Origin of the sequence: Streptomyces sp. NBC_01320, from assembly GCF_035974375.1 — a bacterium.
GTDB classification, from domain to species: Bacteria; Actinomycetota; Actinomycetes; order Streptomycetales; family Streptomycetaceae; genus Streptomyces; species Streptomyces yanii.
The window spans coordinates 3,608,902-3,631,537 of the sequence record NZ_CP108390.1; the positions used below are offsets into that span (position 1 = coordinate 3,608,902).

Annotated in this window: 21 protein-coding genes; 5 read left to right on the forward strand and 16 right to left on the reverse strand. The window is 70.0% G+C overall.

Annotated features, from left to right (window positions below):
- Window positions 1-234 precede the first annotated feature (234 nt).
- Complete coding sequence (locus OG395_RS16500) at window positions 235-2,517, forward strand: glycosyl hydrolase family 95 catalytic domain-containing protein (RefSeq protein WP_327249359.1); 2,283 nt, start codon at window positions 235-237, stop codon at window positions 2,515-2,517.
- On the opposite strand, the gene OG395_RS16505 is transcribed toward OG395_RS16500, so the two are convergent.
- From OG395_RS16505 to rsgA, 3 genes are all read right to left on the reverse strand, one after another.
- Window positions 2,474-3,019, reverse strand: a complete 546-nt coding sequence (locus OG395_RS16505) for a hypothetical protein (RefSeq protein WP_327243634.1) — start codon at window positions 3,017-3,019, stop codon at window positions 2,474-2,476. The genes OG395_RS16500 and OG395_RS16505 overlap by 44 nt on opposite strands.
- A gap of 67 nt (window positions 3,020-3,086) precedes the next feature.
- Window positions 3,087-4,469 (reverse strand): DNA-3-methyladenine glycosylase 2 family protein, encoded by a 1,383-nt coding sequence (locus OG395_RS16510; RefSeq protein ID WP_327249360.1) that lies wholly within the window; start codon window positions 4,467-4,469, stop codon window positions 3,087-3,089.
- A gap of 74 nt (window positions 4,470-4,543) precedes the next feature.
- On the reverse strand, window positions 4,544-5,716 hold the full coding sequence (gene rsgA, locus OG395_RS16515; protein ID WP_327243635.1) for a ribosome small subunit-dependent GTPase A: 1,173 nt from the start codon (window positions 5,714-5,716) through the stop codon (window positions 4,544-4,546).
- 388 nt (window positions 5,717-6,104) lie between these two features.
- Between rsgA and OG395_RS16520 the strand changes: the two genes are divergently transcribed.
- A complete protein-coding gene (locus tag OG395_RS16520) occupies window positions 6,105-6,605 on the forward strand; it encodes a DUF5949 family protein (protein WP_327243636.1) in 501 nt (166 codons plus the stop codon).
- A 133-nt stretch (window positions 6,606-6,738) separates the two neighbouring features.
- Here OG395_RS16520 and OG395_RS16525 read toward each other — a convergent pair whose 3' ends face one another.
- The 6 genes from OG395_RS16525 to OG395_RS16550 all read right to left on the reverse strand — a co-directional run bounded on the left by OG395_RS16525 (window position 6,739) and on the right by OG395_RS16550 (window position 10,019).
- Window positions 6,739-7,149 (reverse strand): rodlin, encoded by a 411-nt coding sequence (locus OG395_RS16525; protein ID WP_327243637.1) that lies wholly within the window; start codon window positions 7,147-7,149, stop codon window positions 6,739-6,741.
- 119 nt (window positions 7,150-7,268) lie between these two features.
- Window positions 7,269-7,469 (reverse strand): hypothetical protein, encoded by a 201-nt coding sequence (locus tag OG395_RS16530; RefSeq protein ID WP_327243638.1) that lies wholly within the window; start codon window positions 7,467-7,469, stop codon window positions 7,269-7,271.
- A gap of 275 nt (window positions 7,470-7,744) precedes the next feature.
- Window positions 7,745-8,155, reverse strand: a complete 411-nt coding sequence (locus OG395_RS16535; RefSeq protein WP_327243639.1) for a rodlin — start codon at window positions 8,153-8,155, stop codon at window positions 7,745-7,747.
- 191 nt (window positions 8,156-8,346) lie between these two features.
- Window positions 8,347-8,637 carry a hypothetical protein gene (locus tag OG395_RS16540; RefSeq protein WP_327243640.1) on the reverse strand — a complete coding sequence of 97 codons (291 nt, stop codon included), beginning with the start codon at window positions 8,635-8,637 and terminating at the stop codon, window positions 8,347-8,349.
- Window positions 8,638-9,076: 439 nt separating this feature from the next.
- A complete protein-coding gene (locus OG395_RS16545; protein ID WP_327243641.1) occupies window positions 9,077-9,310 on the reverse strand; it encodes a chaplin in 234 nt (77 codons plus the stop codon).
- A 298-nt stretch (window positions 9,311-9,608) separates the two neighbouring features.
- On the reverse strand, window positions 9,609-10,019 hold the full coding sequence (locus OG395_RS16550; RefSeq protein ID WP_266980035.1) for a rodlin: 411 nt from the start codon (window positions 10,017-10,019) through the stop codon (window positions 9,609-9,611).
- Window positions 10,020-10,475: 456 nt separating this feature from the next.
- On the opposite strand from OG395_RS16550, the gene OG395_RS16555 reads away from it, so the two are divergent.
- A complete protein-coding gene (locus OG395_RS16555) occupies window positions 10,476-11,321 on the forward strand; it encodes a chaplin (protein WP_327243642.1) in 846 nt (281 codons plus the stop codon).
- Window positions 11,322-11,400: 79 nt separating this feature from the next.
- On the opposite strand, the gene OG395_RS16560 is transcribed toward OG395_RS16555, so the two are convergent.
- From OG395_RS16560 to OG395_RS16580, 5 genes are all read right to left on the reverse strand, one after another.
- Window positions 11,401-12,336 carry a dihydrodipicolinate synthase family protein gene (locus OG395_RS16560; RefSeq protein ID WP_327243643.1) on the reverse strand — a complete coding sequence of 312 codons (936 nt, stop codon included), beginning with the start codon at window positions 12,334-12,336 and terminating at the stop codon, window positions 11,401-11,403.
- The gene (locus OG395_RS16565) at window positions 12,333-13,340 is read right to left on the reverse strand and encodes an ABC transporter ATP-binding protein (RefSeq protein WP_327243644.1); all 1,008 of its coding nucleotides are present in this window, start codon (window positions 13,338-13,340) and stop codon (window positions 12,333-12,335) included. Before OG395_RS16565 ends, OG395_RS16560 begins: the two co-directional genes overlap by 4 nt.
- Window positions 13,337-15,304, reverse strand: a complete 1,968-nt coding sequence (locus tag OG395_RS16570; protein ID WP_327243645.1) for a dipeptide/oligopeptide/nickel ABC transporter permease/ATP-binding protein — start codon at window positions 15,302-15,304, stop codon at window positions 13,337-13,339. Before OG395_RS16570 ends, OG395_RS16565 begins: the two co-directional genes overlap by 4 nt.
- A gap of 1 nt (window position 15,305) precedes the next feature.
- Window positions 15,306-16,256: an ABC transporter permease gene (locus OG395_RS16575; protein ID WP_327243646.1), complete on the reverse strand. Its 951-nt coding sequence runs from the start codon at window positions 16,254-16,256 to the stop codon at window positions 15,306-15,308.
- A 197-nt stretch (window positions 16,257-16,453) separates the two neighbouring features.
- Window positions 16,454-18,049 (reverse strand): ABC transporter substrate-binding protein, encoded by a 1,596-nt coding sequence (locus tag OG395_RS16580; protein WP_327243647.1) that lies wholly within the window; start codon window positions 18,047-18,049, stop codon window positions 16,454-16,456.
- Window positions 18,050-18,221: 172 nt separating this feature from the next.
- Here OG395_RS16580 and OG395_RS16585 point away from each other — a divergent pair, with 172 nt between their 5' ends.
- Entirely contained in the window at window positions 18,222-18,956 is a 735-nt protein-coding gene (locus tag OG395_RS16585) for a FadR/GntR family transcriptional regulator (RefSeq protein WP_266980045.1), read from the forward strand.
- 299 nt (window positions 18,957-19,255) lie between these two features.
- Window positions 19,256-20,704: a sialidase family protein gene (locus OG395_RS16590; protein ID WP_327243648.1), complete on the forward strand. Its 1,449-nt coding sequence runs from the start codon at window positions 19,256-19,258 to the stop codon at window positions 20,702-20,704.
- A gap of 59 nt (window positions 20,705-20,763) precedes the next feature.
- Here the strand turns inward: OG395_RS16590 and OG395_RS16595 are convergent, their stop codons facing one another.
- Window positions 20,764-21,456, reverse strand: coding sequence for an ABC transporter ATP-binding protein (locus OG395_RS16595; RefSeq protein ID WP_327243649.1), 693 nt, complete (start codon window positions 21,454-21,456; stop codon window positions 20,764-20,766).
- Window positions 21,453-22,574, reverse strand: a complete 1,122-nt coding sequence (locus OG395_RS16600; RefSeq protein ID WP_327243650.1) for an ABC transporter permease — start codon at window positions 22,572-22,574, stop codon at window positions 21,453-21,455. Before OG395_RS16600 ends, OG395_RS16595 begins: the two co-directional genes overlap by 4 nt.
- Window positions 22,575-22,636: the final 62 nt, after the last annotated feature.

The window sequence follows — 22,636 nt, forward strand, 5'->3', positions numbered from 1 at the left end:
CCAGGTAGACGGAAACACATCGGATCTCTCTCGGGCTATTGACGCCCAGGCACCCCTTGCTTACCTTCCGTGAAGGAATAGCTCGGATGAATTGATGCGCCTGTGTACGAGTCGACAGGAGACGCCTTGCCCACTGCACCGGATCCTTCCCGCACGCCCGGGACCGCCCCCTCGTCACCGTCCCCCTCCCGAAGAACTGTTCTCGCCACCGGTACCGTCCTCGGCGGCGCGCTGATGGTGGGCGGCGCAGCCGTCCCCGCCCAGGCGTCCGCACCGGCCACCACCCCGTCCGCGGCGCCCGCCGTCCCCGTCGTGCACTCCCCCGACGACAGCTGGCGCACCGTCCTCGACGACGCCGACCTCCTCTGGCAGAAACTGCCCAAGACCTGGTACGAGGGTCCGTACCTGGGCAACGGCCGCCTCGGCTCCGGCATCTACGCCGAACCCGGCGCCACGACCACGGCCGTCCGCTTCAACGTCCAGCACTCCGAGGTCCAGGACCACCGCCCCGAGTTCGGCTCGCTCTTCGGCCTCGCCCGCCTGCCGATCGGCCACTTCACCCTGGAACCGACGGGCACCATCACCGGCATCGAGTGGTGGATGCGGCTGCGCACCGCCGAACTCGAAGGCACGATCACCACATCCGCGGGCACCCTGAAGCTGCGCGCCTTCGTCCACTCCTCCAGCGATGTGCTCGCCGTCGAGGTCACCCCGAGCGAGGGCGAGACGGGCTTCCGCTGGGTCTTCCACCCGGCCGACGCCATCAGCCCGCGCGCTGCCTTCAAGCCGCTCCCGGACGGATACGCCGGCAACCCGCCCGCCGTGATCGAGGAGCACGGCGAAACGACCGCCGCCGTCCAGCCGCTGCTGGCGGGCGGTCAGCACGTCACCGCCTGGCGGGAGCGCACCAGGGGCGACAGTCGCACGCTGTACGTCACCGTCGCGCACTCCCACCCGAGGACGACGGCCCGCGACCGTGCGCTGCGTACCGTCACCACCGCTTCCGTGCTCCCGTACGGTCTGCTCACCACGCCCCACCGCGCCTGGTGGGACCGGTTCTACCGGAAGAGCTTCCTGTCCCTGCCGGACTCCCGGCTGCAGCGCTTCTACTGGATCCAGCTGTACAAGACCGCCTCGGCGGCCCGCAAGGACGCGCCGGTGATGGCCACGTCGGGTCCCTGGCTGGAGCCCACCCCGTGGCCGAACACTTGGTGGAACCTCAATGTCCAGCTGGAGTACTGGCTGATCCACGGCTCCAACCATCTGGAGCTGGACGCCGTCACCCGCGCGCTGAGCGAGTTCCGGGACCAGCTCTCCCGCGAGGTCGCCGCCCCCTACCGGGCGGACTCGGCCGGCATTCCGCGTACCACCGACCCGCAGCTCGTCAACGGCGCGTCCGTGACCGACGGCGGCTACGGAGTCGGCATCCCCGGCCAGGACCCGCCCACCCCCGAGGTCGGCAACCTGACCTGGGCGCTGCACAACGTGTGGCTCTCCTACCGCCACACGATGGACGAGTCGATCCTGCGCGACACGCTGTTCCCGTTGCTGCGCAAGGCCGTCAACTACTACCTGCACTTCCTGACGCCCGGTGCGGACGCCAGGCTGCATCTCCCGGCGACGTTCTCGCCCGAGTACGGCGTCAACGCACCGGACTGCAACTACGACCTGATGCTGCTGCGCTGGGGCTGCCGCACTCTGCTGGACTCGGCGAAGCAGCTCGGCGTCGACGACCCACTGACCGCGCGCTGGCAGGAGGTACTGGCCAAGCTCGCTCCGTACCCGGTCGACGCCAACGGGTTCATGATCGGCGCCGGTGTCCCGTTCGCGAAGTCGCACCGCCACTACTCGCACATGCTCGCCGTCTACCCGCTGTACGAGCTGACGGGGGCGACAGCCGACGAGCGCGCCCTGATCGAGAAGTCCCTCGCCCACTGGGTCGGCTTCGAGGGCGCCCTGCAGGGCTACACCTTCACCGGCGCCGCCTCGATGTCGGCCCTCCTCGGCAAGGGCGAGGACGCGCTGAAGTACCTCGGTCAGCTGATGAGCCGGTTCATCCAGGCGAACACCATGTACAAGGAGTCGGGCCCGGTCATCGAGACCCCGCTCTCCGCGGCCCAGTCGCTGCACGACATGGTGTGCCAGTCCTGGGGCGGCACGATCAGGGTCTTCCCCGCGCTGCCCGCCGCCTGGCGGGAGCTGACCGTCCATGACTTCCGCACCCAGGGCGCGTTCCTGCTGAGCGCGGTACGGGAGGAGGGCCGCACCCGCTGGGTCCGGCTGACCAGCGAGGCCGGCGCCCCCTGCGTCGTACGCCATGGCATCGAGGGCCCGATCGAGATCCGGGACCACCACGGACGGCCGCTGCGGTACGAGGAGGTGGCGGACGGCACGGTCCGGATCGAGCTCCGCAAGGGCGACTCGGCGCTCATCACGGCCGAGGGTGACCGCCCGGACCTGACGATCCGCCCGGTCACCGCGAACGCCACCGCGCCGCGCTGGGGCCTGCCGGTCTGAGTCCGGCCCCGGCCCTGAATGAGGGACGGCTCGGACCGGCTGCAGTCAGCCGGGCCGAGCCGTCGTCGTTCCTGCTACTCGTTGCGTGCCGTTTCGGGTCCCGTGATGCGTCTGAGCAGCGGTCGCGCAGGCCCCCGGCCACGCTCACCGCCAGGCTGCAGCCGGCGATGGGGAAACTGACCAGGACGACCACGTTGGCCAGTTGCCGGTATCCGGCGAGCTGTGCGCCACTTTGGGCATGGTCCTCGCGGACGGTCCAAGGGATGTCGCGGTCGGAATACGTGTTCGCGAGGATGGTGCGCGCACGCTCGATCGCCGACGTCGACCCGTCGGTGGCCACCACGATCTCCTGGACCGGGAGGCGCGCGAGGCGCTGGGCGGAGATGTCGGCGGCGGGCCATGCTGTGGGCCGGTGCTGCCAGTGGTACGTGCCGAAGCTGCCGTAGTTCTGGGTGACCGACGCCGCTTGGGCTCCGGGGGCGCATGCGCTGTGGGCCGGCATTTTCGCGAGCTCCGTGCACGAGGCCGGCGCGATCGCGAGAAGAGGCCTGAGGGCTGTCCTGTTCGGATCAGGCCGATCCGGCATGATCCGAAGACGGTCCCCGAAGCTCCAGGTGGCGCACGGCGTACGAACGCCAGGGCCGCCACCGCTCCCCCTCGGGGCGCCCGTCCGGATCCACATCGGGGTCACCGAGCGCCCGCATCCTGATCAGCGCCGCGGCCGCCGGGCCGATCCCCGGCAGCCGCAGCAGCGCACGCTCGGCCTCCTCGCGGTCCGCCCCGGCGTCGAGCTGTACGTCCCCGTCCGCCAGCGCGGCCGCCAGCGCCCGCAGCGCTGGAGCCTCCGCCTCTCCCGCCAGCGCTCCCGGCTCAGGGAAAACATGCGTGAGCCCTCCGCAAGGCACGTCCAGAACCTTCCCGTACATCTCCACGAGCCGCTCCGCCGTGTCCCGGCCCACCAGCGTCCGTACGGCGAACTCCTCCGGGTCCGCCGCCCCCGGCGACCGCACCCCCGGGCGGGCGACGACGCTCGGTGCGAGCAGCGGGTCGGCGCCGAGTCGCTCGTCGACGGCGTACGGATCGGCGTCCAGGTCGAAGAGGCGCCGCAGCCGCTGCACCGCCGTCGTCAGGTCGCGCAGATCGGTCAGGTGGATCCGGGCGTCCAGCCACGCCCCCGCGGACCGCTCGTCGACGGCGACGATGCCCGTCCCGTACGGCAGCCGCAGCGTGCGACGGTAGGTACGGGCGCCGCGCTCGCCGCTGATCTCCTCGATCCGGGCGACCGTCTCACCGGCCAGCAGATCGAAGACCTCACGGGCGGCGTACGGCCCGCGGTGGGCGAGCCGGAGCGGGACCCCGGTCGTGCGCGCCTCCTGTACCGCCGCGCCCAGCCCGGTCCCGGCCTCGGCCCGCAGTGCGCTCGGCGTACGGGCGTAGATCTGCCGGATCGTGTCGTTGAACTGGCGCACGCTGGCGAAGCCCGAGGCGAACACGATCTCGGTGACGGGCAGCCCGGTCGTCTGGAGCAGCACCCGTGCGGTGTGTGCGCGCTGGGCACGGGCCAGGGCGACGGGTCCGGCGCCCAGCTCGGCGTTGAGCTGCCGTTGCACCTGGCGCGAGCTGTAGCCGAGCCGCTGGGCGAGACCGGGAACGCCCTCACGGTCGACCACGCCGTCGCCGATCATCCGCATGGCGCGGCCGACGACGTCGGCGCGTACGTCCCATTCCGCGGACCCCGGGACGGCGTCCGGGCGGCATCGCCTGCAGGCCCGGAAGCCGTGGCCCTGAGCGGCGGCCGCGGTCGGGTAGAAGCGGACGTTCTTCCGCTTGGGGGTGACGGCGGGGCAGCTCGGCCGGCAGTAGATGCCGGTGGTCTCGACGGCGAAGAAGAACTCCCCGTCGAAACGCGCGTCGCGGCTGCTCACCGCCTCGTACCTGGTCTGTTCGTCCATCACACCGTCCAGTGTGCGCCACCCCCCAATGGCGCACTCGCGGTTTTCGGACGTGGACCCGCCCCCCCCGTGAGCTACCGCAGCCGGCCCCGCTTGGCGTCCATGGCCGCCCGGCCCTCGGCCCCCTTGCGCTTCCAGTCGCGGCGGATCTCGGACCGTACCCGGGCATCGGTCTTGGCGACGATGCGCTGGTTCTCGCGAAGCAGCTTGCGGTAGCTGTCCAGGCGCCGCTCGGGCAGCGCGCCGTCCTCGATGGCGGCGAGTACTGCGCAGCCGGGCTCGGACTCATGGTTGCAGTCGTGGAAGCGGCACTCCCGGGCCAGTTCCTCCACGTCCGAGAACACCTGCCCGACACCGGTCTCCGCGTCCCAGAGGCCGACCCCGCGCAGCCCAGGGGTGTCGATCAGGACGCCCCCGGAAGGCAGGACCAGCAGGTTGCGGGTCGTGGTGGTGTGCCGGCCCTTGCCGTCGACGTCACGGGCTGCCTGCACAGCCATCACGTCTTCGCCGAGCAGGGCGTTGGCAAGCGTGGACTTACCCGCGCCGGACACCCCGAGCAGCACACTCGTACCGCCGGAGACGATGGCGCCGAGCACGTCGAGCCCCTCCCCGGTGGCGGAGCTGACGGGCAGCACCTGCACACCGGGGGCGACGGTCCCGATGTCCTGGACGAGGTACGCCAGCGTGGCGGCGTCCGGCACCAGGTCCGCCTTGGTCAGCACCACCAGCGGCTGAGCGGCGCCGTCCTGAGCGGACGCCCCGTCCCGCAGCAGTGCGTCACCGCTGGAGCTGGACATGGCGAGCGCCAGAAAGCGTTCCACCCGCCCCAGGTCGAGCTCCACGGCGAGCGAGACGCAGATGGCGATGTGGTCGACGTTGGTGGCGAGGACCTGCCCCTCGGACCGCTTCGACGACGTCGAGCGCACGAAGGCGGTACGCCGCGGCAGCAGCGTCCGTACGAACTGCGGATCACCGTCGGGGTCGACGGCGACCCAGTCACCCGTGCAGACGATCCGCATCGGGTCGCGCGGCACCACGAACGCGGTGTCGGCGCGCACGGTGCCGTCGGGGGTGACGACATCGCACTGACCGCGGTCCACCCGCACCACCCGTCCGGGCAGGAGCCCCTGTTCGGCGTGGGGAGCGAACTCGGCGGCCCAGTCGTCGTCCCAGCCGTACGGTGCCAGCGGATGCGACGCGGAGGGGCCGACGAAGGAGGAAAGCGGGGAAAGCGAGGAGAAAGACAAGGGAAACCCTTCAAAGGGTGGCCCCGGCGACGCGCACACGGGCGCGCAGAAGTTACGGAGAAGGTCAGCCGGCGACCACGGGAGTGAGAACGATGCTCTTCGGGTTGTGGGCAGCGCCCACCGCGGCGACAGTCATCAATGTCCTCACCTCCTGGTCCAAGCACGGGGCCGACACCGGCGGTTCATGTCCGCCGTCCGGAACGCTGCACACGATAGCCCGGGACCGCACGACGGCGTCAACACATTTTGATCCAGCCGTCCGGGGGATGCGCGCGGAGGGCTCGCGGCCGGCCCGGTCCGGCACTCATGTCGGAGATATCTGCAGATCTCCCTCGATCAGGTGATACGCATGCACAATGACCGGTCAGCGGCCGTTAGGGTGCCGACCATGACCTCACCCCGGACCGCCATCGGCACGTTCACACCAGCCCAGTTGGGCACTCTCTCCCTGATCGGGTGGAGTGGCGAACACCCCGAGGGCGGACATGATGTCGCCTTCCTGCTCGTCTACTCGCTGGGCGACGGGTCGGACGGCCCGGCCGCCGTTGAGGCCGCCCTGCGTGTGGCCCTGGAGCGCAGCGGACTGCCGGTCGGCGCCGGTCTCGTACGCGCCGCCGAGACACCGGGTCTCCCGGTCAAGCTCCTTGTCCAGGCCGGCCAGGCGGTGCTGACGCTTCCTCACTTCACCGCGCAGTACCCCGTACCACCGCAGTGGCTGGCCGCGGCCCACGAGCAGGGCGAGGCCTACGCGATGTTCGCCACCCGTCCGTGGCCGGAAGCGGTGCCCGGCCGTCCCGTGAGCGAGGAACTGCTGCGTTCCTTCGCCGCCGACGAGGAGGTCATCATGACCTCCGCCCACTGCGTCCTGCCGGTGCGTTCCCTGGGCTGACCCGTACGCCCGGGTACGCCCGATGCCCACCACCCCCCGTGGAGTGGTGGGCATCGGCGCGTGCGGTCCCATGCGGACACGGGAGTGCGGGCGGTCCGGGGCTCGGCCCCTGCCGCCCGCACATCACGAGGCGTCAGCTGTTGAGGGAACCGTTGCCCGACAGCACCGGGATGTCGTCCGCGATGTGCGACAGCGCCTCGTCACCCTTGGCCTGCGTGGAGTTCTCGGCGCACTGCTGATTCTGCGGCGAGTGCAGGACGTTGACGTCCTGGACCGCGACGGGCACCAGCACGCCGACGAGCGAACCCACGTTGGCCTTGGCCGGCAGACCGACGCACGCTTTGTTCAGCGAGCCCTGGACGAGCTGTGCCTGCGGACTGTGGTCGCCCTGGGTGACGCTGTTGCCGAACGCCTGTTGACCATTGTTGCCGTTGACCGACGTGGTGCCGTGGTCGTTGCCGATCGCCATCGCCGCGGGGGCCGCGGCGGCCGACAGACCGACCAGGGACACGGCCACTGCTGCGCCGGCCATCATCTTCTTCATCAAGCTTCACCTTTCAGAGCGTTCCGTTGTGGAACGTACTGATCAACCGGTTACGGAGGCGCCGGTTCCGCAGCACCACTCAAATGGGTTCCATCCGGCGTGAGTTCGACGCTTCGAGGTCATTCACCGAGGTCCTCGCAGGAGGTGCGAGCAGCGGGCACGAGTCCGTCCGCGCTGGGCGGACCGGGCTCGGGACGCGATGCCCGGTCCCGGTCACGCCTGGCCGCCTGCCATTCGGCGAGCAGGCGGTCGTAGATCGGGGTGTCGTCCTCCGTGTGCCGGTGCCGACCCCACGGGCGTTGGCTGTCGTACTGGTCCATGGGACGCCTGTACCCGGTTCGATGGGTGACGGCCGCCGCAACTGCGGCAACCGGCCCAGTACACCCCTCCAACGAGGGGTTCGGGCGGCCGCCCGGCGACAGGACGAAGGGCCAGTGCGTCCGGGCCGCCGGGAATCGGCTGCCGCGTGGACGGACTGGCCCCACGGATATTGCGAGTTCTGTGTCACGCGCTGCGGAAAGGCGGACTCGGCGCCCCCTGCGAAGCGTCCGGGGAATCGTCGAGGGCCCGGCGAGAGCGTCCGGAACGGTACGGCTCAGCCGTTGGTGGTGCCGTTGCCGGACAGGACCGGGATGTCGTCCAGGATGTGCGACAGTGCCTCGTCGCCCTTGGCCTGCGTGGAGTTCTCCGTGCACTGCTGGTTCTGCGGCGAGGACAGGACGTTGACGTCCTGGACCGCGACCGGGACGCCGCCGACGAGCGAACCGACGTTGGCCTTGGCGGGCAGGGCGAGGCAGGGCTTGTTGAGCGAGCCCTGGAGGAGCGCGAACTGCGGGCTCCAGTCACCAGCGGTGGCGGAATTGCCGAACGACTGCGCGGTACCGTTGCCGTTGTAGGACGTGGTGCCGATGTCGTTGCCGATGGCCATCGCCTGCGGGGCGATCGCGGCGGAGACGCCGACGACCGAAGCGGCAACGGCTGCCGAAGCCATAATCTTCTTGATCACGAAATAGCCCTTCTGGAATCTCTGTTGCCCGCCTGTCCGGAGCGCTCTGATCAACTCTCAGCGGCGGGATCAGTTGTGGCAATTCACCCGAACGGTGCTACCGCCATGCAGTTTCACGGATATGCACGGCATCGACAGCGGGGAAATGCGAATGCTGCCCGTGGGCGGGGGAACTTCCGCCTTGCGACGGATCAGCCGCCGAGGGGCACGCCACCGAGGAGCGGCGCAGCGTCCTGGGCCGCACCGGACGCCTGACCGGTGACCTTGGTGACGGCGCCCTTCTGCTGCACCGAGTCGGTGGCGCCGCTGACGGTGTCGACGATCGGCTCGACACCCTGCGGCGCCGCCTCCAGCACCTGGTTGACGCCGCCGTCGAGGCTGAAAACGGGGGCCGTGGCGGTGGTGACGGCGAAGGCGGGAGCAGCCGTTCCGAGAGCAACCACGGAACCGGCAACGAACGCAGCTGTCTTCGCGTACTTCACTTTTCGTGTTCCCTTCTGCGGCGGCATCTGTTTCGGTCGCGTCCCCGCGCCGCACAAGCCTTCTTTACCTGTGACCTCTGCCGCTTTCGCCCTGGGTAACGATCCGGTTCCGGCCGGGCAACTGCGCGGTCTCCTTTTTCTGTCGGACCACTCGATCGATTGCATGACTAATCACCGGAACGAGTGCTGTCGGGGTTCCGGGGCCGGAATCAGTGGTGCACTGTCAGGTGCTCCGTTCTGCGCAGCTGTCCGGGTGTCAGCCTCCAGCCGCCGGCGCTCCGCGCCCCGGGCCGGTGGAATGTCTCCGGTCGTTCCGCCGCACCCGGGCAGTGCCGCGTACCTCCGGAACGGAGAACGCAGAAAAGAGGAACGCCCCGGATCGCAGGAGATGCGATCCGGGGCGAACCGGCAATGAGCACCGGGGCTCGGCCGACAGCGGTCAGCTGTTGGCGCAAGCGTTGCCGAAGGCCGGGTTGAGCAGGCCGATCACGCTCAGGGTGTTGCCGCAGGCGTTGACCGGAACGTGAATCGGAACCTGGATGACGTTGCCGGAAAGGAGGCCCGGGGAGTTGAGAGCGTAACCATCGGCACCGGAGTCGGCGAAGGCGGGCGTAGCGGCACCGATCGCCATCAGCGTTCCGGCGGCGATAGCGGCAACCTTGGTGTACTTCACTTTCATCCCTTTCTTTGACGGAGTCCGGAGCGGTCACGACTTTCGTGCCGCACGAGCGCAGTCCTGATCGCTCGTAACTCCGCCACTGTAATTCGTAACGATGTAAGACCGTGCGCGAAACTCTTCAAGGAGAGAATTCGCGGAAATCCGCCCGAATGATGCAATACCCCGATCGCCCGGCGCCACCGCCGGAATCATCCGGCATCTCCGATGCGCCGAGGGAGCGACGGGCAGCAGCAGGCCCGGGCCGCGCGGGGGGAGGAACGCCGGCGGCCCGGGCCAGTTCGGTGCGGCTGGATCAGCTGTTCGAAGCGCCGTTGCCGGAGAGCACCGGGATGTTGTCCAGGATGTGCGACAGGGGCTCGTCACCCTTGGCCTGGGTGGAGTTCTCGGTGCACTGCTGGTTCTGCGGCGAGGACAGGACGTTGACGTCCTGGACCGCGATCGGGACGACACCGAGGAGCGAACCGGCGTTGACCTTGGCCGGAAGGCCGACACAAGGCTTGTTCAGGCTGCCCTGGACCAGACCGAACTGCGGGCTCCAGTCACCACGGGTCTCGGAGTTGCCGAAGGACTGCGAGGTGCCGTTGCCGTTGACCGACGTGGTGCCGGTGTCGTTGCCGATGGCCATCGCCTGCGGAGCGAGCGTTGCCGAGATACCGACAATGGAGGCGGCGACGGCACCCGTAGCCAGAACCTTCTTGATCACGATTAACCCTTCTCGTACTTGACGCCCCGTGTCGGAGCGCCCTGCCCAACTCGGCGCAGGACGTTTGGTTCTCTTTATTCACCCGAATGCCGGGACGTCACGGACGCCCGTACGAAGGCGCGTCAGGAAATCCACATTTCCGCCTGAACGAGGGGCTGACGAACATGCATGCGTCATCCGTCCGGGTGGTCACGCAATTCCCGTGGACTTTCGAGTTTCCTTCACCAATTCCCCATCGTTACGACTGTCGACAAGCGCACTTTCGGAGCGCGTCCGGCACAGATTCACCGATTCCGCCGCGACGCGACCACTGCTTGTCGAACACGGACATGGAGAACCGTCGGGGTGCAGCCCCTGACGGTTACTGCCACCGCCTAGTGAGAGAAATGCGGGCATTCCGCCCGCGTACGATGTCCTAAGAAAGGGCAACCAATGCGTAAAGCCTTGAGTAAAAGCATGATCGTCATGGCGGCGGCGTCAGGAATCCTGACCGCGGCGGGCGGCTACGCGTTCGCGGATGCCTCGGCCGACGGGGCGTCCGCCAATTCGCCGGGGGTCGGCTCCGGCAATGCCGTGCAGGTGCCGGTGCACGTTCCCGTCAACCTCTGCGGCAACACGGTCAATGTGGTCGGGCTGCTGAACCCGGCCTTCGGTAATGAGTGCGAGAACACCGACAGTGGTCGGGGCGACGGCGGGACCCGGGGCGCGAGCGCCGAGGGTTCCGCCAGCGACTCCCCCGGAGTGCTGTCGGGGAACCTGATCCAGGCTCCTGTCGACATCCCGGTCAATGCCTGCGGCAACTCCGTCGATGTCGTCGGTGCGCTGAACCCCACGTCCGGCAACGGGTGCGCCAACGGGCACCGGCCGTCAACGACCGTGCCGCCCACCACCGTTCCCCCCACCACGGTGCCGCCGGTCACCGTTCCCCCCGTCACGGTGCCGCCGGTCACCGTTCCCCCCGTCACAGTGCCGCCGGTCACCGTTCCCCCCGTCACAGTGCCGCCGGTCACCGTTCCCCCCGTCACAGTGCCGCCGGTCACCGTTCCCCCCGTCACAGTGCCGCCCGTCACCGTTCCCCCCGTCACGGTGCCCCCCACCCCCACCGTGCCGCCCACCACCACCGTTCCCCCGACCACCACGGTGCCCGTCACCGATACGACAGTGCCGCGCACCCCGAACTTCCCCGACTCGCAGCTGGCCCACACCGGGGCCGCCGACCTCGGCCTGGCGGCCGGAGCGAGCGTCGCCCTGCTGCTCGGCGGCACGGTGCTGATGCGTCGCGCCCGCGCCGGGCAGAGGTGACGTAACAGCTGGATCGCGGACAGGTCCGGTAGGACGGCTTCGGCTGTCCTGCCGGACCTGTTTCCGTAGGGACGGCCCGTCAGAGGTGGGCCAGCCCGGCGCGGTCCAGGCACGCGGCGATCCTCGCGGTCTCCGCGGCGTCCAGGCGGCGCATCGGCGGGCTCATCACATTGGTGGTGATGACGCCGCGCAGCATCAGCGCCGTCTTGAACGCACCGAGGCCGGCGGCGGTGGCGGAGGCCGTGCCGGGGCGGGCCGCGCGAATGATGTCGAACAGGTCGACAAGGCGGTCCTGTTCGGCTTTGGCGGTGGCCCAGTCACCCCGTACCGCGGCCTCGTGAAGACGTACGTACCCGTGCGGGTCGACATTGCCCAGCCCGGGAACGGAGCCGTCGGCGCCGGCGAGCATCATCGCGTCGACAACCAGCTCATGGCCGGTGAGCACGGAGAACCCGGGTAGTTCGCGAGCGCCGAGGGCGAGCCGGCGGAACGAGCCGTCGTCACCGCTGGAGTCCTTCACTCCGGCCAGCACACCGTCCGCGGCAAGCTCCAGCAGGAGTTCCGGACCGAGCTTGCTGTGGACGCAGACCGGCACGTCGTACGCGAGGACCGGCAGGTCGAGGGCGGCGGCGACGTCACGGAAGTGCCGGTCGATCTCGGTGTCATGGGTGCGGGTGTAGAACGGCGCGGTGACGACGACCGCCTCGGCTCCGAGCGCCGCGGCGACGCGGGCCCGCTCGATGGCGCGGTTGGTTGTGGTCTCGATCGCACCGACGAGGACCGGGACCTGTCCGGCGGCCGCGGCCGTGATGACCTTGATGACCTCGTCCTGCTGCCCGGGCGTCAGATAGGCCGTCTCGCCCGAGCTGCCGAGGGCGAACAGTCCGCTGACCCCGCCGTCCAGCAGATGGCCGACGACCCGCTCCAGGGAGGGCCGGTCGATCTCGCCGTCCGCGGTGAGCGGGGTGACGACGGGCGGGATCACTCCGGTGCGGCGGAGGGTTCGGGCGGTCATGCGGTGCTCCTTGTGGACGGTACGGGAGCCGGTGCCCCGGTGGGGGACGCGGGGGTCTGGGGATGGACGCAGTGCCAGCGGTGTTCGCCGCTGCCGGGGGTCATGGCGGGAAAGACCGTGGCGCACGCGTCGTCCGCCTTCCAGCAGCGGGTGCGGAACGGGCAGCCGGACGGCGGGTTGGTGGCCGAGGGCACGGGGCCGGTCAGCACGATCCGTTCGGTGGTCTCCAGCAGGCTGGGTGTCGCGGAGAGCAGTGCCTCGGTGTACGGGTGCGCGGGGGCGCCCGCTACATCCGCCGCGCGCCCCTCCTCGACGATGCGGCCGAGGTAGAGGACAGCGATGCGGTCGGCGAGGTAGCGCACGGTCTGGATGTCGTGCGAGATGAACACCATGCCGAGGCCCAGGCGTTCACGCAGGTCGACGAGGAGGTTGAGGACCTGGGCGCGGACGGAGACGTCGAGGGCGGAGGTCGGCTCGTCCGCGACGATCAGCTCCGGTTCGAGGGCGAGCGCGCGGGCGATGGCGACACGTTGACGCTGGCCGCCGGAGAGCTGTCCGGGCAGGGCGGCAAGGGTGTGGCCGGGCAGCCCGACCAGGTCGAGCAGCTCCTCGACGCGTGCCTCGCGCTCCTCGCGCGAACCGCGCCGGTGCACGTCGAGGGGGTCGCGCAGGATCTGACGGACCGTGAGCCGCGGATTGAGGGCGGTGGACGGGTCCTGGAAGACGACGCCGACGGCGGAGCCGAATTCATCGCGGCGCCGGTCGGCGGACATCTCCCACAGGTCACTGCCGTGGAAGTGGACCTGGCCCTCGGTGGGCTTCTGCAGTCCGGTCAGCACCCGGGCGAGGGTGGACTTGCCGCAGCCGGACTCGCCGACCAGGCCGACTATCTCACCGCGCCCCACCTCCAGGGTGGCGTCGGTGAGGGCATGCACCGCGTCGCGGCGGAACATCCCGCCGCTGCGGGCCTTGTGGCGTACGTGGACGCCGTCGAGCCTGATCACAGGGCGCTCCCTTCCAGCAGTACGGCCTGCGCCGGGTGGTGGCAGGCGAAGCCGTGGTCGTTCGTGGTGCCACGCCGCGTGAGACCGGGGGTGGTGGTGCGGCACAGCTCGGTGGCTGCGGCGCAGCGCGAGGCGAAGCGGCAGCCCTCGCCGAAGCCCTGCGGAGCGGGGACGATGCCACGGATCTGGTGCAGCCGGCCGGCGCCCGCTTCCAGGGAGACGACCGAGCCCAGGAGGCCACGGCTGTAGTGGTGGGTGGGATCGGTGAGCACGGAGCGGGTGGCGCCGATCTCGGCGAGGCGGCCCGCGTACATCACGGCGACACGGTGCGCGAGGTCACCGACGAGCGCGAGGTCGTGCGAGACGAGGACCATGGCGAAGCCGAGCTCGTCGCGGAGCCGGACGAGGAGTTCGACGACCTGGGCCTGGACGGTGACGTCGAGGGCGGTGGTCGGCTCGTCCGCGATGAGCAGACGCGGACTGCGGGACAGGGCCATGGCGATCAGGACACGCTGGCGCTGGCCGCCGGAGAGCTCGTGCGGGTAGCTGCGCAGGGTGCGTTCGGGGGCGAGGCCGACCAGTTCGAGGAGTTCGGCGGGGGTCTTCGTGCCGCCGCGCGAGGTGAGCTGCTTCAGCTGGGTGCCGACGAGTACGGACGGGTTGAGGGAGGAGAGCGCGTCCTGGTAGACCATCGCGATCTCGGGGCCCATCAGGGCGCGGCGTTCCTTCGGCGGGAGTTTCAGCAGGTCCCGGCCGCGGTACAGGATCTCGCCGCTGACCTCGGCGTTGCGGGCGAGGAGCCCCATCACGGCGAGGCTGGTGATGGACTTGCCGCAGCCGGATTCACCGACCAGGCCGAGGGTCTCCCCCTCGTGGACGGTGAAGTCGAGTCGGTCGACGACGGGGATGGCGCCGTAGCGGTCGGGGAAGCGGATCGCGAGGTCGCGTACGACGAGGAGTTCGGCGGCGTCCTCACGTACCGCAGTGATGGTCGGCTCGGTGGCGTCGACGCGGTTCGCGAGCTTGGTGAGGGCGGCGTCGATGTCCACGGTGGATGCGGCCTCGACGGGGTCGGGGGCCGTGGCCGTGGTGGGGTCGGTGGCGGCGCGGGTGCTCTTCGGCGCGGCGGAGGCGTCGGTGAGCCCCTCGGAGAGGATGTTGAGCGCGAGGACGGTGATCAGCAGCGCGAGGCCGGGGAAGAAGGTGGCCCACCAGCCGCCGGCCAGGAGAATCTGCCGGCCGTAGGCGAGGACGCTGCCCCAGCTGGGGTCGGGGTCCTGCACTCCGGCGCCGATGAAGGAGAGGCTCGCCTCGAAGATGATCGCCTCGGCGACCATGACGGTGGCGAACACCATGACGGGGGCCATGCAGTTGACGGCGACATGGCGGAGCACGATGTAGCCGCGGCGGGCGCCGATGACCTTCTCGGCGGCGACGTAGTCCTCGCCGTACTGGGACAGCACATTGGCGCGGACCACGCGGGCCAGCGACGGGGTGTAGACGAACGCGATGGTGAAGATGATCACCGGGATGCTGGTGCCGAAGACCGCCACGAGGACGGCGGCCAGTGCGATCGGCGGGAACGACATCACGACGTCGAGGGTGCGCATGACGGACTCGTCGCCGAGCCTGCGGGAGGTCGCGGCGAGCGAACCGAGGACGGCGCCGGCGGCCAGGGCGACGGCGGTCGCACCGAGTCCGATGATCAGTGAGTAGCGGGAGCCGTGCACGACCCGGGCGAAGACGTCGCGGCCGGCCCGGTCGGTTCCGAACCAGTGGGCGCCGCTGGGCGCTTGCACCGGGGTCCCGGTGGTCAGCGGGTCCTGGGTGACCAGCGGGGCGAGGACGGCACCGAGGATGACGACGAGCAGCACGCCGAGCGCGATGCGGGAGGTGACCGGAAGGGCGCGGAACGCGATGCCCGGTCGGGACAGTCTGTTGGCCAGTCGGCCCGTGGCGAACATGTCACACCGTCCTGATGCGCGGATTGACCAGCAGATAGAGCAGGTCGACGATGACGTTGACCACCAGGAACGCGATGGCGATGGTCAGTACGGTGCCCTGGACCAGGGCGACATCGCCGCCGGTGACACCTTCGAGGATGAGCTTGCCCATGCCCGGCAGGTCGAAGATCGCTTCGATGACGACGGCGCCGCTGAGCAGGTAGCCGACCTTGATGCCGAGCACGGTCAGCGGGGTGACGAGCGCGTTGCGCAGCACCGAGCGGACGACCAGGAGTGGCGGAAGTCCGTTGCCGCGGGCGGTACGGACGTAGTCACGGTCGAGTTCGGCGACCATCGACGTCCGCACGAGACGGGCGAGCGAGGCGGACACCGGGAGGGCGAGCGAGATCGCGGGCAGCGCCATGGTGGTGAGCCAGCCGCTGAAGGAGTCGGTGGGGTTGGTGTATCCGCCGGTCGGGAAGACCGGCGTGTTCAGTGCGAACTGCTGGATGAGCAGCACCCCGAGCCAGAAGGACGGGATGGCGACCCCGGCCATGGACAGCACCCGGAACAGCTGGTCGGGCCAGCGGTCCCGGTACATCGCGCCGGTCACACCGAACAGGGCGGCAAGGACGACGGCGAGGATCAGCCCGAGGAACGTCAGCTGCACGGTGAGCGGGAAGGCGGCGGTGATCCGGTCGAAGACGGGCTGGCTCGGCGGGACGGTCATGCCGAGGTCGAAGTGGAGCAGCTGTCCGAGGAAGTGGAAGTACCGCACGGGCAGCGGGTCGTCCAGCCCGTTGGCCTCGGCGAAGGCCGCACGGGCCTCAGGGGTGGCGCTCTCCCCGAGCGCGTTGAAGGCCGGGTCGACCGGCGAGAACTGCAGCACCACGAAGACGAGCAGCGCGATGCCGAGGATCATCACCGGCATCATCGCGACGCGGCGCAGCGCGAGCCGGAGAAAAGCAACCATCGTCGGGTTCCTTGTGGTTGGTCGGCCGGGTCCGGTCCACCTGGCTGGGGTGGACCGGACCGGGTGATCGGGTGCGGTGGTTCGGCACCGGGTGATCAGGCGTGGGGGTTCCGTCGCCGGATGTCCGTCGGACGGATGCACGGCGGCGGAAGACGGGCGCGGCGTGTCCCCCGCCGGCCCGGTCGGGCGTCGCGCGGTCAGGCGCGGCTGACGTCCAGGAACGACAGACCCGTGGTGGGCAGCGGCTTGAAGCCGGGCAGGGCCTTCTCGTTCCAGGCGGTGGGCAGCTTCCGGTGCAGGATCGGGTAGAGCGCGGCCTCGTCGGCGACGAGGTCGGTGACCTGGCCCCACAGCTCCTTGCGCTTCGTCTCGTCGACTGCCTGGGCGGCCTTGTCGAGGAGCTGCTTGACCTGCTTGTACGCGGCGGACTTGCCCCAGCCGTACCGGCTCTCCGGCCAGAAGCCGTAGTAGAACCAGCGCAGCAGCAGATCGGCGTCGTTGCCGAAGACGGACGGGTCGCCGGGGGCGACGAGGACGTCGAAGCCGCCCTTGTCGATCTTGGCGTACTGGGCGGGCGACTGCGCGATGTCGAGCGTGACCCCGACGCCCGCCGCCTCCCAGCTCTCCTTCAGCAGAGGAGCGATGTCCTTGACCCAGCCGGTGTCGGTCGTGAGCACCGTGAAGGACAGGTCCTTGACGCCCGCGTCGGCGAGCAGTTTCTTCGCCCTGGCCACGTCGTGCGTGTAGACGGTCGCGGCCTTGTGGTAGTCGGGGTGGGTGGCCGGGACATAGCCCGTGGCCGCCGCGGCGTTGCCGACCATCGCGGTGGAGATGATCTTCTCGGTGTCCAGGGCGTAGTGCAGCGCCTGGCGCACCCGCTTGTCGGCGAACCGCTTGTCGGCGGTGTTGAACATCAGGAAGAGCAGCCCGAAGGACTGCACCGACTCGGTCTTCGTGGAGCCGGAGAGCCGCTTCACGTCGATGTACGGGACGTCCTCGATGGCCTGGATCCGGCCGGACTCCATGGCGCTGACGCGCGCCGACTGGTCCGACATCAGGCGCCAGATCATCTTCTTGGCCTTGGCCGGGTGCGGGCCGTTGTACTTGTCGTAGGCCTCGAAGGCGATCTTGTCCTCGCGGGTGGCCGAGACGAACGCGTACGGCCCGGAGCCGACCGGCTTGGCGTCGAACGCCTTGGGGTCGGGCTCGACGATCTTCCTCGGGACGATCCGGGCCACGGCGATACGGGACGGGAAGAGCGCGAAGGCGTACTTGAGCTTGAACTCGACCGTGCTCGGGTCGACGGCCTCGACCGTGTCGATGAACGGCACGAACTGCGCCATGAGTGAGGCGTTCTTCGGGTCCAGGATGCGTTCGAAGCTGAACACCACGTCGTCGGCGGTGACCGGCGATCCGTCGTGGAAGGTGGCGCCCTTGCGGAGCGTGGCCCGGTAGGTCGTGGCGTTGATCTTCTTCGGCATCTCGGTGGCGAGCGCGGGGCGGGCCACGAGCGTTGCCGGGTCGAGATCCACAAGGCCTTCGAAGATGTGCATGTTGGCGGCGTACGGAGTCGCGCCCGAGGTGATCATCGGGTCGAAGCCGGTCGACAGGGGGTACGAGAGACCGGCCTCGATGAGGCCGCTGCCGCCGCCCTTGCCCGACGAACCGTCGGTGGTCGAAGTCGGTCCGCCGCATGCGGAAAGGCTCGCCGTGATGGCTGCTGCCGCACCGACAGCAGTGGTGTAACGCAGGAAGGTGCGGCGCTCGACACCGGCTGATCTCAGCTCGGGCACGGGTCCTCCAGGGACGTCGGGGGTGGGACGGAAGGGCGGGAAAGAACGAGGGCGGAAGCAGGATCACGAGGATCGCGAAGCCCGAAGCATAAGACGTCAGATGTCTGATGCCTTGATAGCGTGGGAACGTAGCTTGACAATGGAGAGGGGTCAAGAGGTGGGGAGTTCACATATGTCCGGTACGAGGCCCGGCCGGCAGCTGCTCCGGCAGGAAGTCGTCGAGGGCATCAAGCGCTACATCCTCGAAGAGCGACTCCGCCCCGGGGACCCGCTGCCCACCGAGCCGGCCCTGTGCGAGGCGCTCGGCGCCAGCCGTTCCAGCGTCCGCGAGGCCGTCAAGATCCTCAATGCGCTGGACATCGTCGAGGTCCGCCACGGGCACGGCACGTACGTCGGCCGGCTGAGCCTGTCCGCCCTGGTGGAGAGCCTGACCTTCCGCGGGCTGCTCTCCCCCGACGACGACTTCCAGGTGATGGCCGACCTCGTCGACGTACGCGAGCTCTTCGAACGTGGGATGGCCGACCGGATCGTCTCGCTGCTGACACCGGAGCAGCTCGACTCGTTGGAAGGCCTGGTGGCCACCATGCGCGCGACCGGGGCACAGGAGGGGAACGGCTTCGTGGAAGCCGACCGGGCGTTCCACGCACTGCTGGTGGCACCGCTCGGCAACCAGCTGATCGGCCAGCTGTCGATGGCCTTCTGGGACGTGTACGCGATCGTCGCGCCGCATCTCGACGGATTCACGCATGCCGACGAGACGGCGACGATCGCCGCCCACCAGAACATCGTGGACGCCGCGCGGGCCGGTGACATCGACGGGTTCACGAAGGCGCTGGGCGAGCACTACGCGCCGGTCAGGCGGCGGATCTCGGAAGCCCGCGCCCGCGACGCGGCAGCCGTGGACTGACCGGGGCGCCGACGCCCACCGGGGAACGGAGCCAGGCCCTGCCGCTCGAAGGGCCTGGCCCGGCGGACCCTTGACGAGTGCCGCGACGGTGCCTAGGGTCCGTGTGCCAACAGGACATCAGACGTCTTCTGTCTGGCTCTGATCCTGGCGCGCAGTACGCCACACCCCCACACCACCCCGCGAGGGCTCCTCCATGCCATGGACGGGTCTCTCGCTCGCGGACTGCGCGGTGCCCTCCCTGTTCGCGGGGCGAACGGCCGAATGGGCCGCCCGCCCCCCACCGAGAAGAGGAATCGTTCATGCAGCGCAGAGTCTCCGTCGCCCTGCTGTCCGCCGCCCTGATGGTGCTGACCACCACCGGGACCGCGCACGGCGCGGCGGCCCCCGCCGCAGGCGAACTGACCTCCCAGGACCTGACCGTCGCGGGAGTGGGTTCCCCCTACTACCGCATCCCCGCCCTCACCACCTCGGTCAGGGGCACCCTGCTCGCCGCCTACGACGCCCGCCCCACCCTCGGCGACCTGCCGAGCCATATCGGCATCGTGCTGCGTCGCAGCACCGACGGCGGCGTCACCTGGCAGGCACAGCAGGTGGTCCGCAAGGAGGCGGCGCCCAACGGCTACGGCGACCCGAGCCTGCTCACCGACCGGACGACCGGCCGAATCTTCCTCTTCTACGCGGGTTCGGTGAACCAGGGCTTCTTCGGCTCCGGCACGGGCAATGACGAGACCGACCCGAACATCCTCCAGGCCGACTACAGCTACTCGGACGACGACGGTGTGACGTGGACCCACCGCCGTATCACCAAGCAGATCAAGAACCCTGCCTGGGCAGGCATGTTCGCGGCTTCCGGCGAGGGAATCCAGCTGCGGCACGGCACCTACCGGGGCCGGCTGATCCAGCAGTACGCGATCCGCAACAACGGCGCCAACTACGCGGTCAGTGCGTACAGCGACGACCACGGCGAGACCTGGAACATGGGCAACCCCGTCGGTCCGGGCGGCGACGAGAACAAGACCGTCGAACTGTCCGACGGCACGGTCATGCTCAACAACCGGTCCAGGCCCTACCGCACGATCGCCTACTCCACCGACGGCGGCGTCAACTACACCCCGTTCACCCAGGACACCAACCTGGTCGACCCGGCGAACAACGCGTCCGTCATCCGCTACAACCCCGGAGCCCCGGCGTCGAACCCGCAGTCGTCCTGGCTGCTGTTCAGCAACACCGAGGACGCTTCGGCGCGGCGCAACCTCACGGTGAAGATGTCCTGCGACAACGGGAAGACCTGGCCGATCAGGAAGGTCGTCGATCCGGGCGCCGCCGCCTACTCGACGCTGACGCGGCTGCCGGACGGCCGGGTGGGGCTGCTGTACGAGCGCGCCGACTACCAGCACATCACGTACGCGTCGTTCGATCTGAAGTGGCTGGCCGGCACCTGCGCGGACATCACCCTCACTCCGCCCGCGGTCCTGACGGCAGGCACCAGCGCGGAGGTGACGGTCCGGGTCGTCAACAGGATGAACGGACGGCGCGGCCAGGGCACGCTCGACCTGACCGTGCCCGGCGGCTGGACGGCGCAGCAGGTGACGGTGCCCGCCCTCAGGCCGGGCCAGGGAGCCGACGTCAAGGTGCCGGTCACGGTCGCGGCGGGCGCCTCAGGGAGCGCCACTCTGACAGCCACCTACCGGACGGACGGGAAGCGGGCTTCGGGAAGCCGGACGGTGACGGTCACGCCCGCCGGATAGGCGGCGGCGCCCGCGTACGCACTGCCCCGTCCCCGGGCAGCACGTACGCGGGCGCTCCTTCAGCGGCCGCCGGCCACCGGCGCCCGCGCCGCACCGGTCAGCTCCGCCATGTCGACGATCCGGTCGGCTGCCTCCGCCACCACCGGATCGTGGGTCGCGACGACGGTGACGCACCGGTCCCGGCGGGTGCGGTCGGCGAGGAGAGCGGCCAGTTCGCCCGCCTGTGAGCGGTCGACGGCCGCGGTCGGTTCGTCGACCAGCAGCAGCTTCGGCGCGAGGAACAGTGCGCGGGCCAGGGCGACGCGCTGGCGTTCGCCGCCGGAGAGTTCTTCCGGGCGGTGGCGCAGGCGGTGGCCGAGGCCGACCTCGGTCAGCGCTTCCTCGGCGCGGGCACGGTACGCGCGAGGGCGCCTGCCGCTGATGTACACGGCGGCCAGGAGCTGTTCGACAGCGGGCAGCCCGGAGAGCAGATTGCCGCTCTGGAACATGTAGCCGATCCGTTCGCGGCGGATCGCCGCACGCTGTGCGTCGGTGCGGGTCGCCAGGTCCTCGCCGTCCAGCAGGACCTGGCCGGCGGTGGGCCGCAGCAGGGCGCCCGCGACGGCGAGCAGGGTGGACTTGCCTGATCCGGACGGGCCGACGAGCGCGGTCGTACAGCCGGGCTCGAAGGTGACGTCGAGGCCGTCGAGGACGGTGGTCCGGGCATCGGCGCGACCGAATTCGACGGTGACGCCGGTCAGTTCGAGGCTCATCGGTTGGCTCCCAGCATGGTCAGTGGGTCGGCGGTGGTGACCCGGCGCAGGGTCAGGGCGGTGCCCGCGAGGCCGACGGCGGCGACGGTGCACATGGTGACGGCGAGCGTGGCGGCGGGCAGACTGAACGGCACCTGCTCACCGACCAGCAGCCCGACGGCTGCGGCGAGGACGGCGCCCGCCGCCGTGCCGAGGACGACGACCAGCGCGGCCTGGAGCACGGTGTGGGCGAGCAGCCGCCTGCGGGAGGCGCCGAGGGCGCGGAGCAGGGCCAGTTCGGGCCGGCGCTGCACGGTCCACACCGCGAAGAACGCGCCGACGACAAGCGGGGCGATCAGGTAGAGGAAGACCTGGATCGAGTTCATCGTGACGCGCTCGCCGGTGTAGCCGGGGGCCGCCTCGTACGCCTTCTCCTTGGTGAGCGTCGTGGTGGAGAGCCGCTGGTCGAGGGCGGTGAACGAGCCGCCACCGGAGTCGCGTACGGCCAGGGCGCTGAACTGGTCGGGGATCGTGGCGGTGGCGGAGGCCGGGGCGCCCGGGGTGCTGAAGCGGATGCGCTGCCAGGTGGTCAACGGGACGTAGGCGGCCGGAACATGCCCGTAACTGGAACGGTCGGTGAGGCCGGTGACGTGCAGCCGGATGCCGAGCCGGTCGATGACGAGGGTGTCCCCGACCCGTACCCCCTCGTCGGCGAGCTTGGCGGAGATCACGATGCTGTCGGCGGCGGTGCGGTCGAGGCCCCGGCCCGCGGTGACGGACGGGGCGAGGAAGGAGCCGGGTTCGACGCCGAAGGCGGCGAGGTCGACCTCGGCGCCGCGGTCCGTCGTGCCGCGGGTGATGGAGACGCCCAGGGGGGTCGTGTCGACGTCGGCTTCCTGGTGCCAGGCGGCCGCCGCCCGGTCGTCGAGGAGGCTACGGGCGAATTGGTCGGACCGGGCGTCGGAGGAGAACACCAGGTGCGAGGCCGGGAGGCGGCGCAGGGCCGAAACGGTGTCGTCGCCGAGGCCGGTGGTGAAGCCGGAGACGATGCCGACGAGTGCGGCGACGAGCACCACGACGGAACCCATGAGCAGAAAGCGGCCACGGGCTGCGCGCAGCTCCAGCAGTGCGAGGAACACGGCGGTTCCCTTCGAGGATCGATGTAAGGGACGGTGCGTCGCCAAGATAGACGATGGCGACG

Excerpts from the sequence above, each read along its gene's own strand:
- OG395_RS16555 (WP_327243642.1), top strand. The coding sequence starts at position 10,476 with ATGATCGTCATGGCGGCGGCGTCAGGAATCCTGACCGCGGCGGGCGGC.
- OG395_RS16560 (WP_327243643.1), bottom strand. The coding sequence starts at position 12,336 with ATGACCGCCCGAACCCTCCGCCGCACCGGAGTGATCCCGCCCGTCGTC.
- OG395_RS16595 (WP_327243649.1), bottom strand. The coding sequence starts at position 21,456 with ATGAGCCTCGAACTGACCGGCGTCACCGTCGAATTCGGTCGCGCCGAT.
- OG395_RS16590 (WP_327243648.1), top strand. The coding sequence starts at position 19,256 with ATGCAGCGCAGAGTCTCCGTCGCCCTGCTGTCCGCCGCCCTGATGGTG.
- OG395_RS16510 (WP_327249360.1), bottom strand. The coding sequence starts at position 4,469 with ATGGACGAACAGACCAGGTACGAGGCGGTGAGCAGCCGCGACGCGCGT.
- OG395_RS16525 (WP_327243637.1), bottom strand. The coding sequence starts at position 7,149 with ATGAAGAAGATGATGGCCGGCGCAGCAGTGGCCGTGTCCCTGGTCGGT.
- OG395_RS16530 (WP_327243638.1), bottom strand. The coding sequence starts at position 7,469 with ATGGACCAGTACGACAGCCAACGCCCGTGGGGTCGGCACCGGCACACG.
- OG395_RS16575 (WP_327243646.1), bottom strand. The coding sequence starts at position 16,256 with ATGGTTGCTTTTCTCCGGCTCGCGCTGCGCCGCGTCGCGATGATGCCG.
- OG395_RS16585 (WP_266980045.1), top strand. The coding sequence starts at position 18,222 with ATGTCCGGTACGAGGCCCGGCCGGCAGCTGCTCCGGCAGGAAGTCGTC.
- OG395_RS16570 (WP_327243645.1), bottom strand. The coding sequence starts at position 15,304 with ATGTTCGCCACGGGCCGACTGGCCAACAGACTGTCCCGACCGGGCATC.
- OG395_RS16500 (WP_327249359.1), top strand. The coding sequence starts at position 235 with ATGGTGGGCGGCGCAGCCGTCCCCGCCCAGGCGTCCGCACCGGCCACC.
- OG395_RS16520 (WP_327243636.1), top strand. The coding sequence starts at position 6,105 with ATGACCTCACCCCGGACCGCCATCGGCACGTTCACACCAGCCCAGTTG.
- OG395_RS16505 (WP_327243634.1), bottom strand. The coding sequence starts at position 3,019 with ATGCCGGCCCACAGCGCATGCGCCCCCGGAGCCCAAGCGGCGTCGGTC.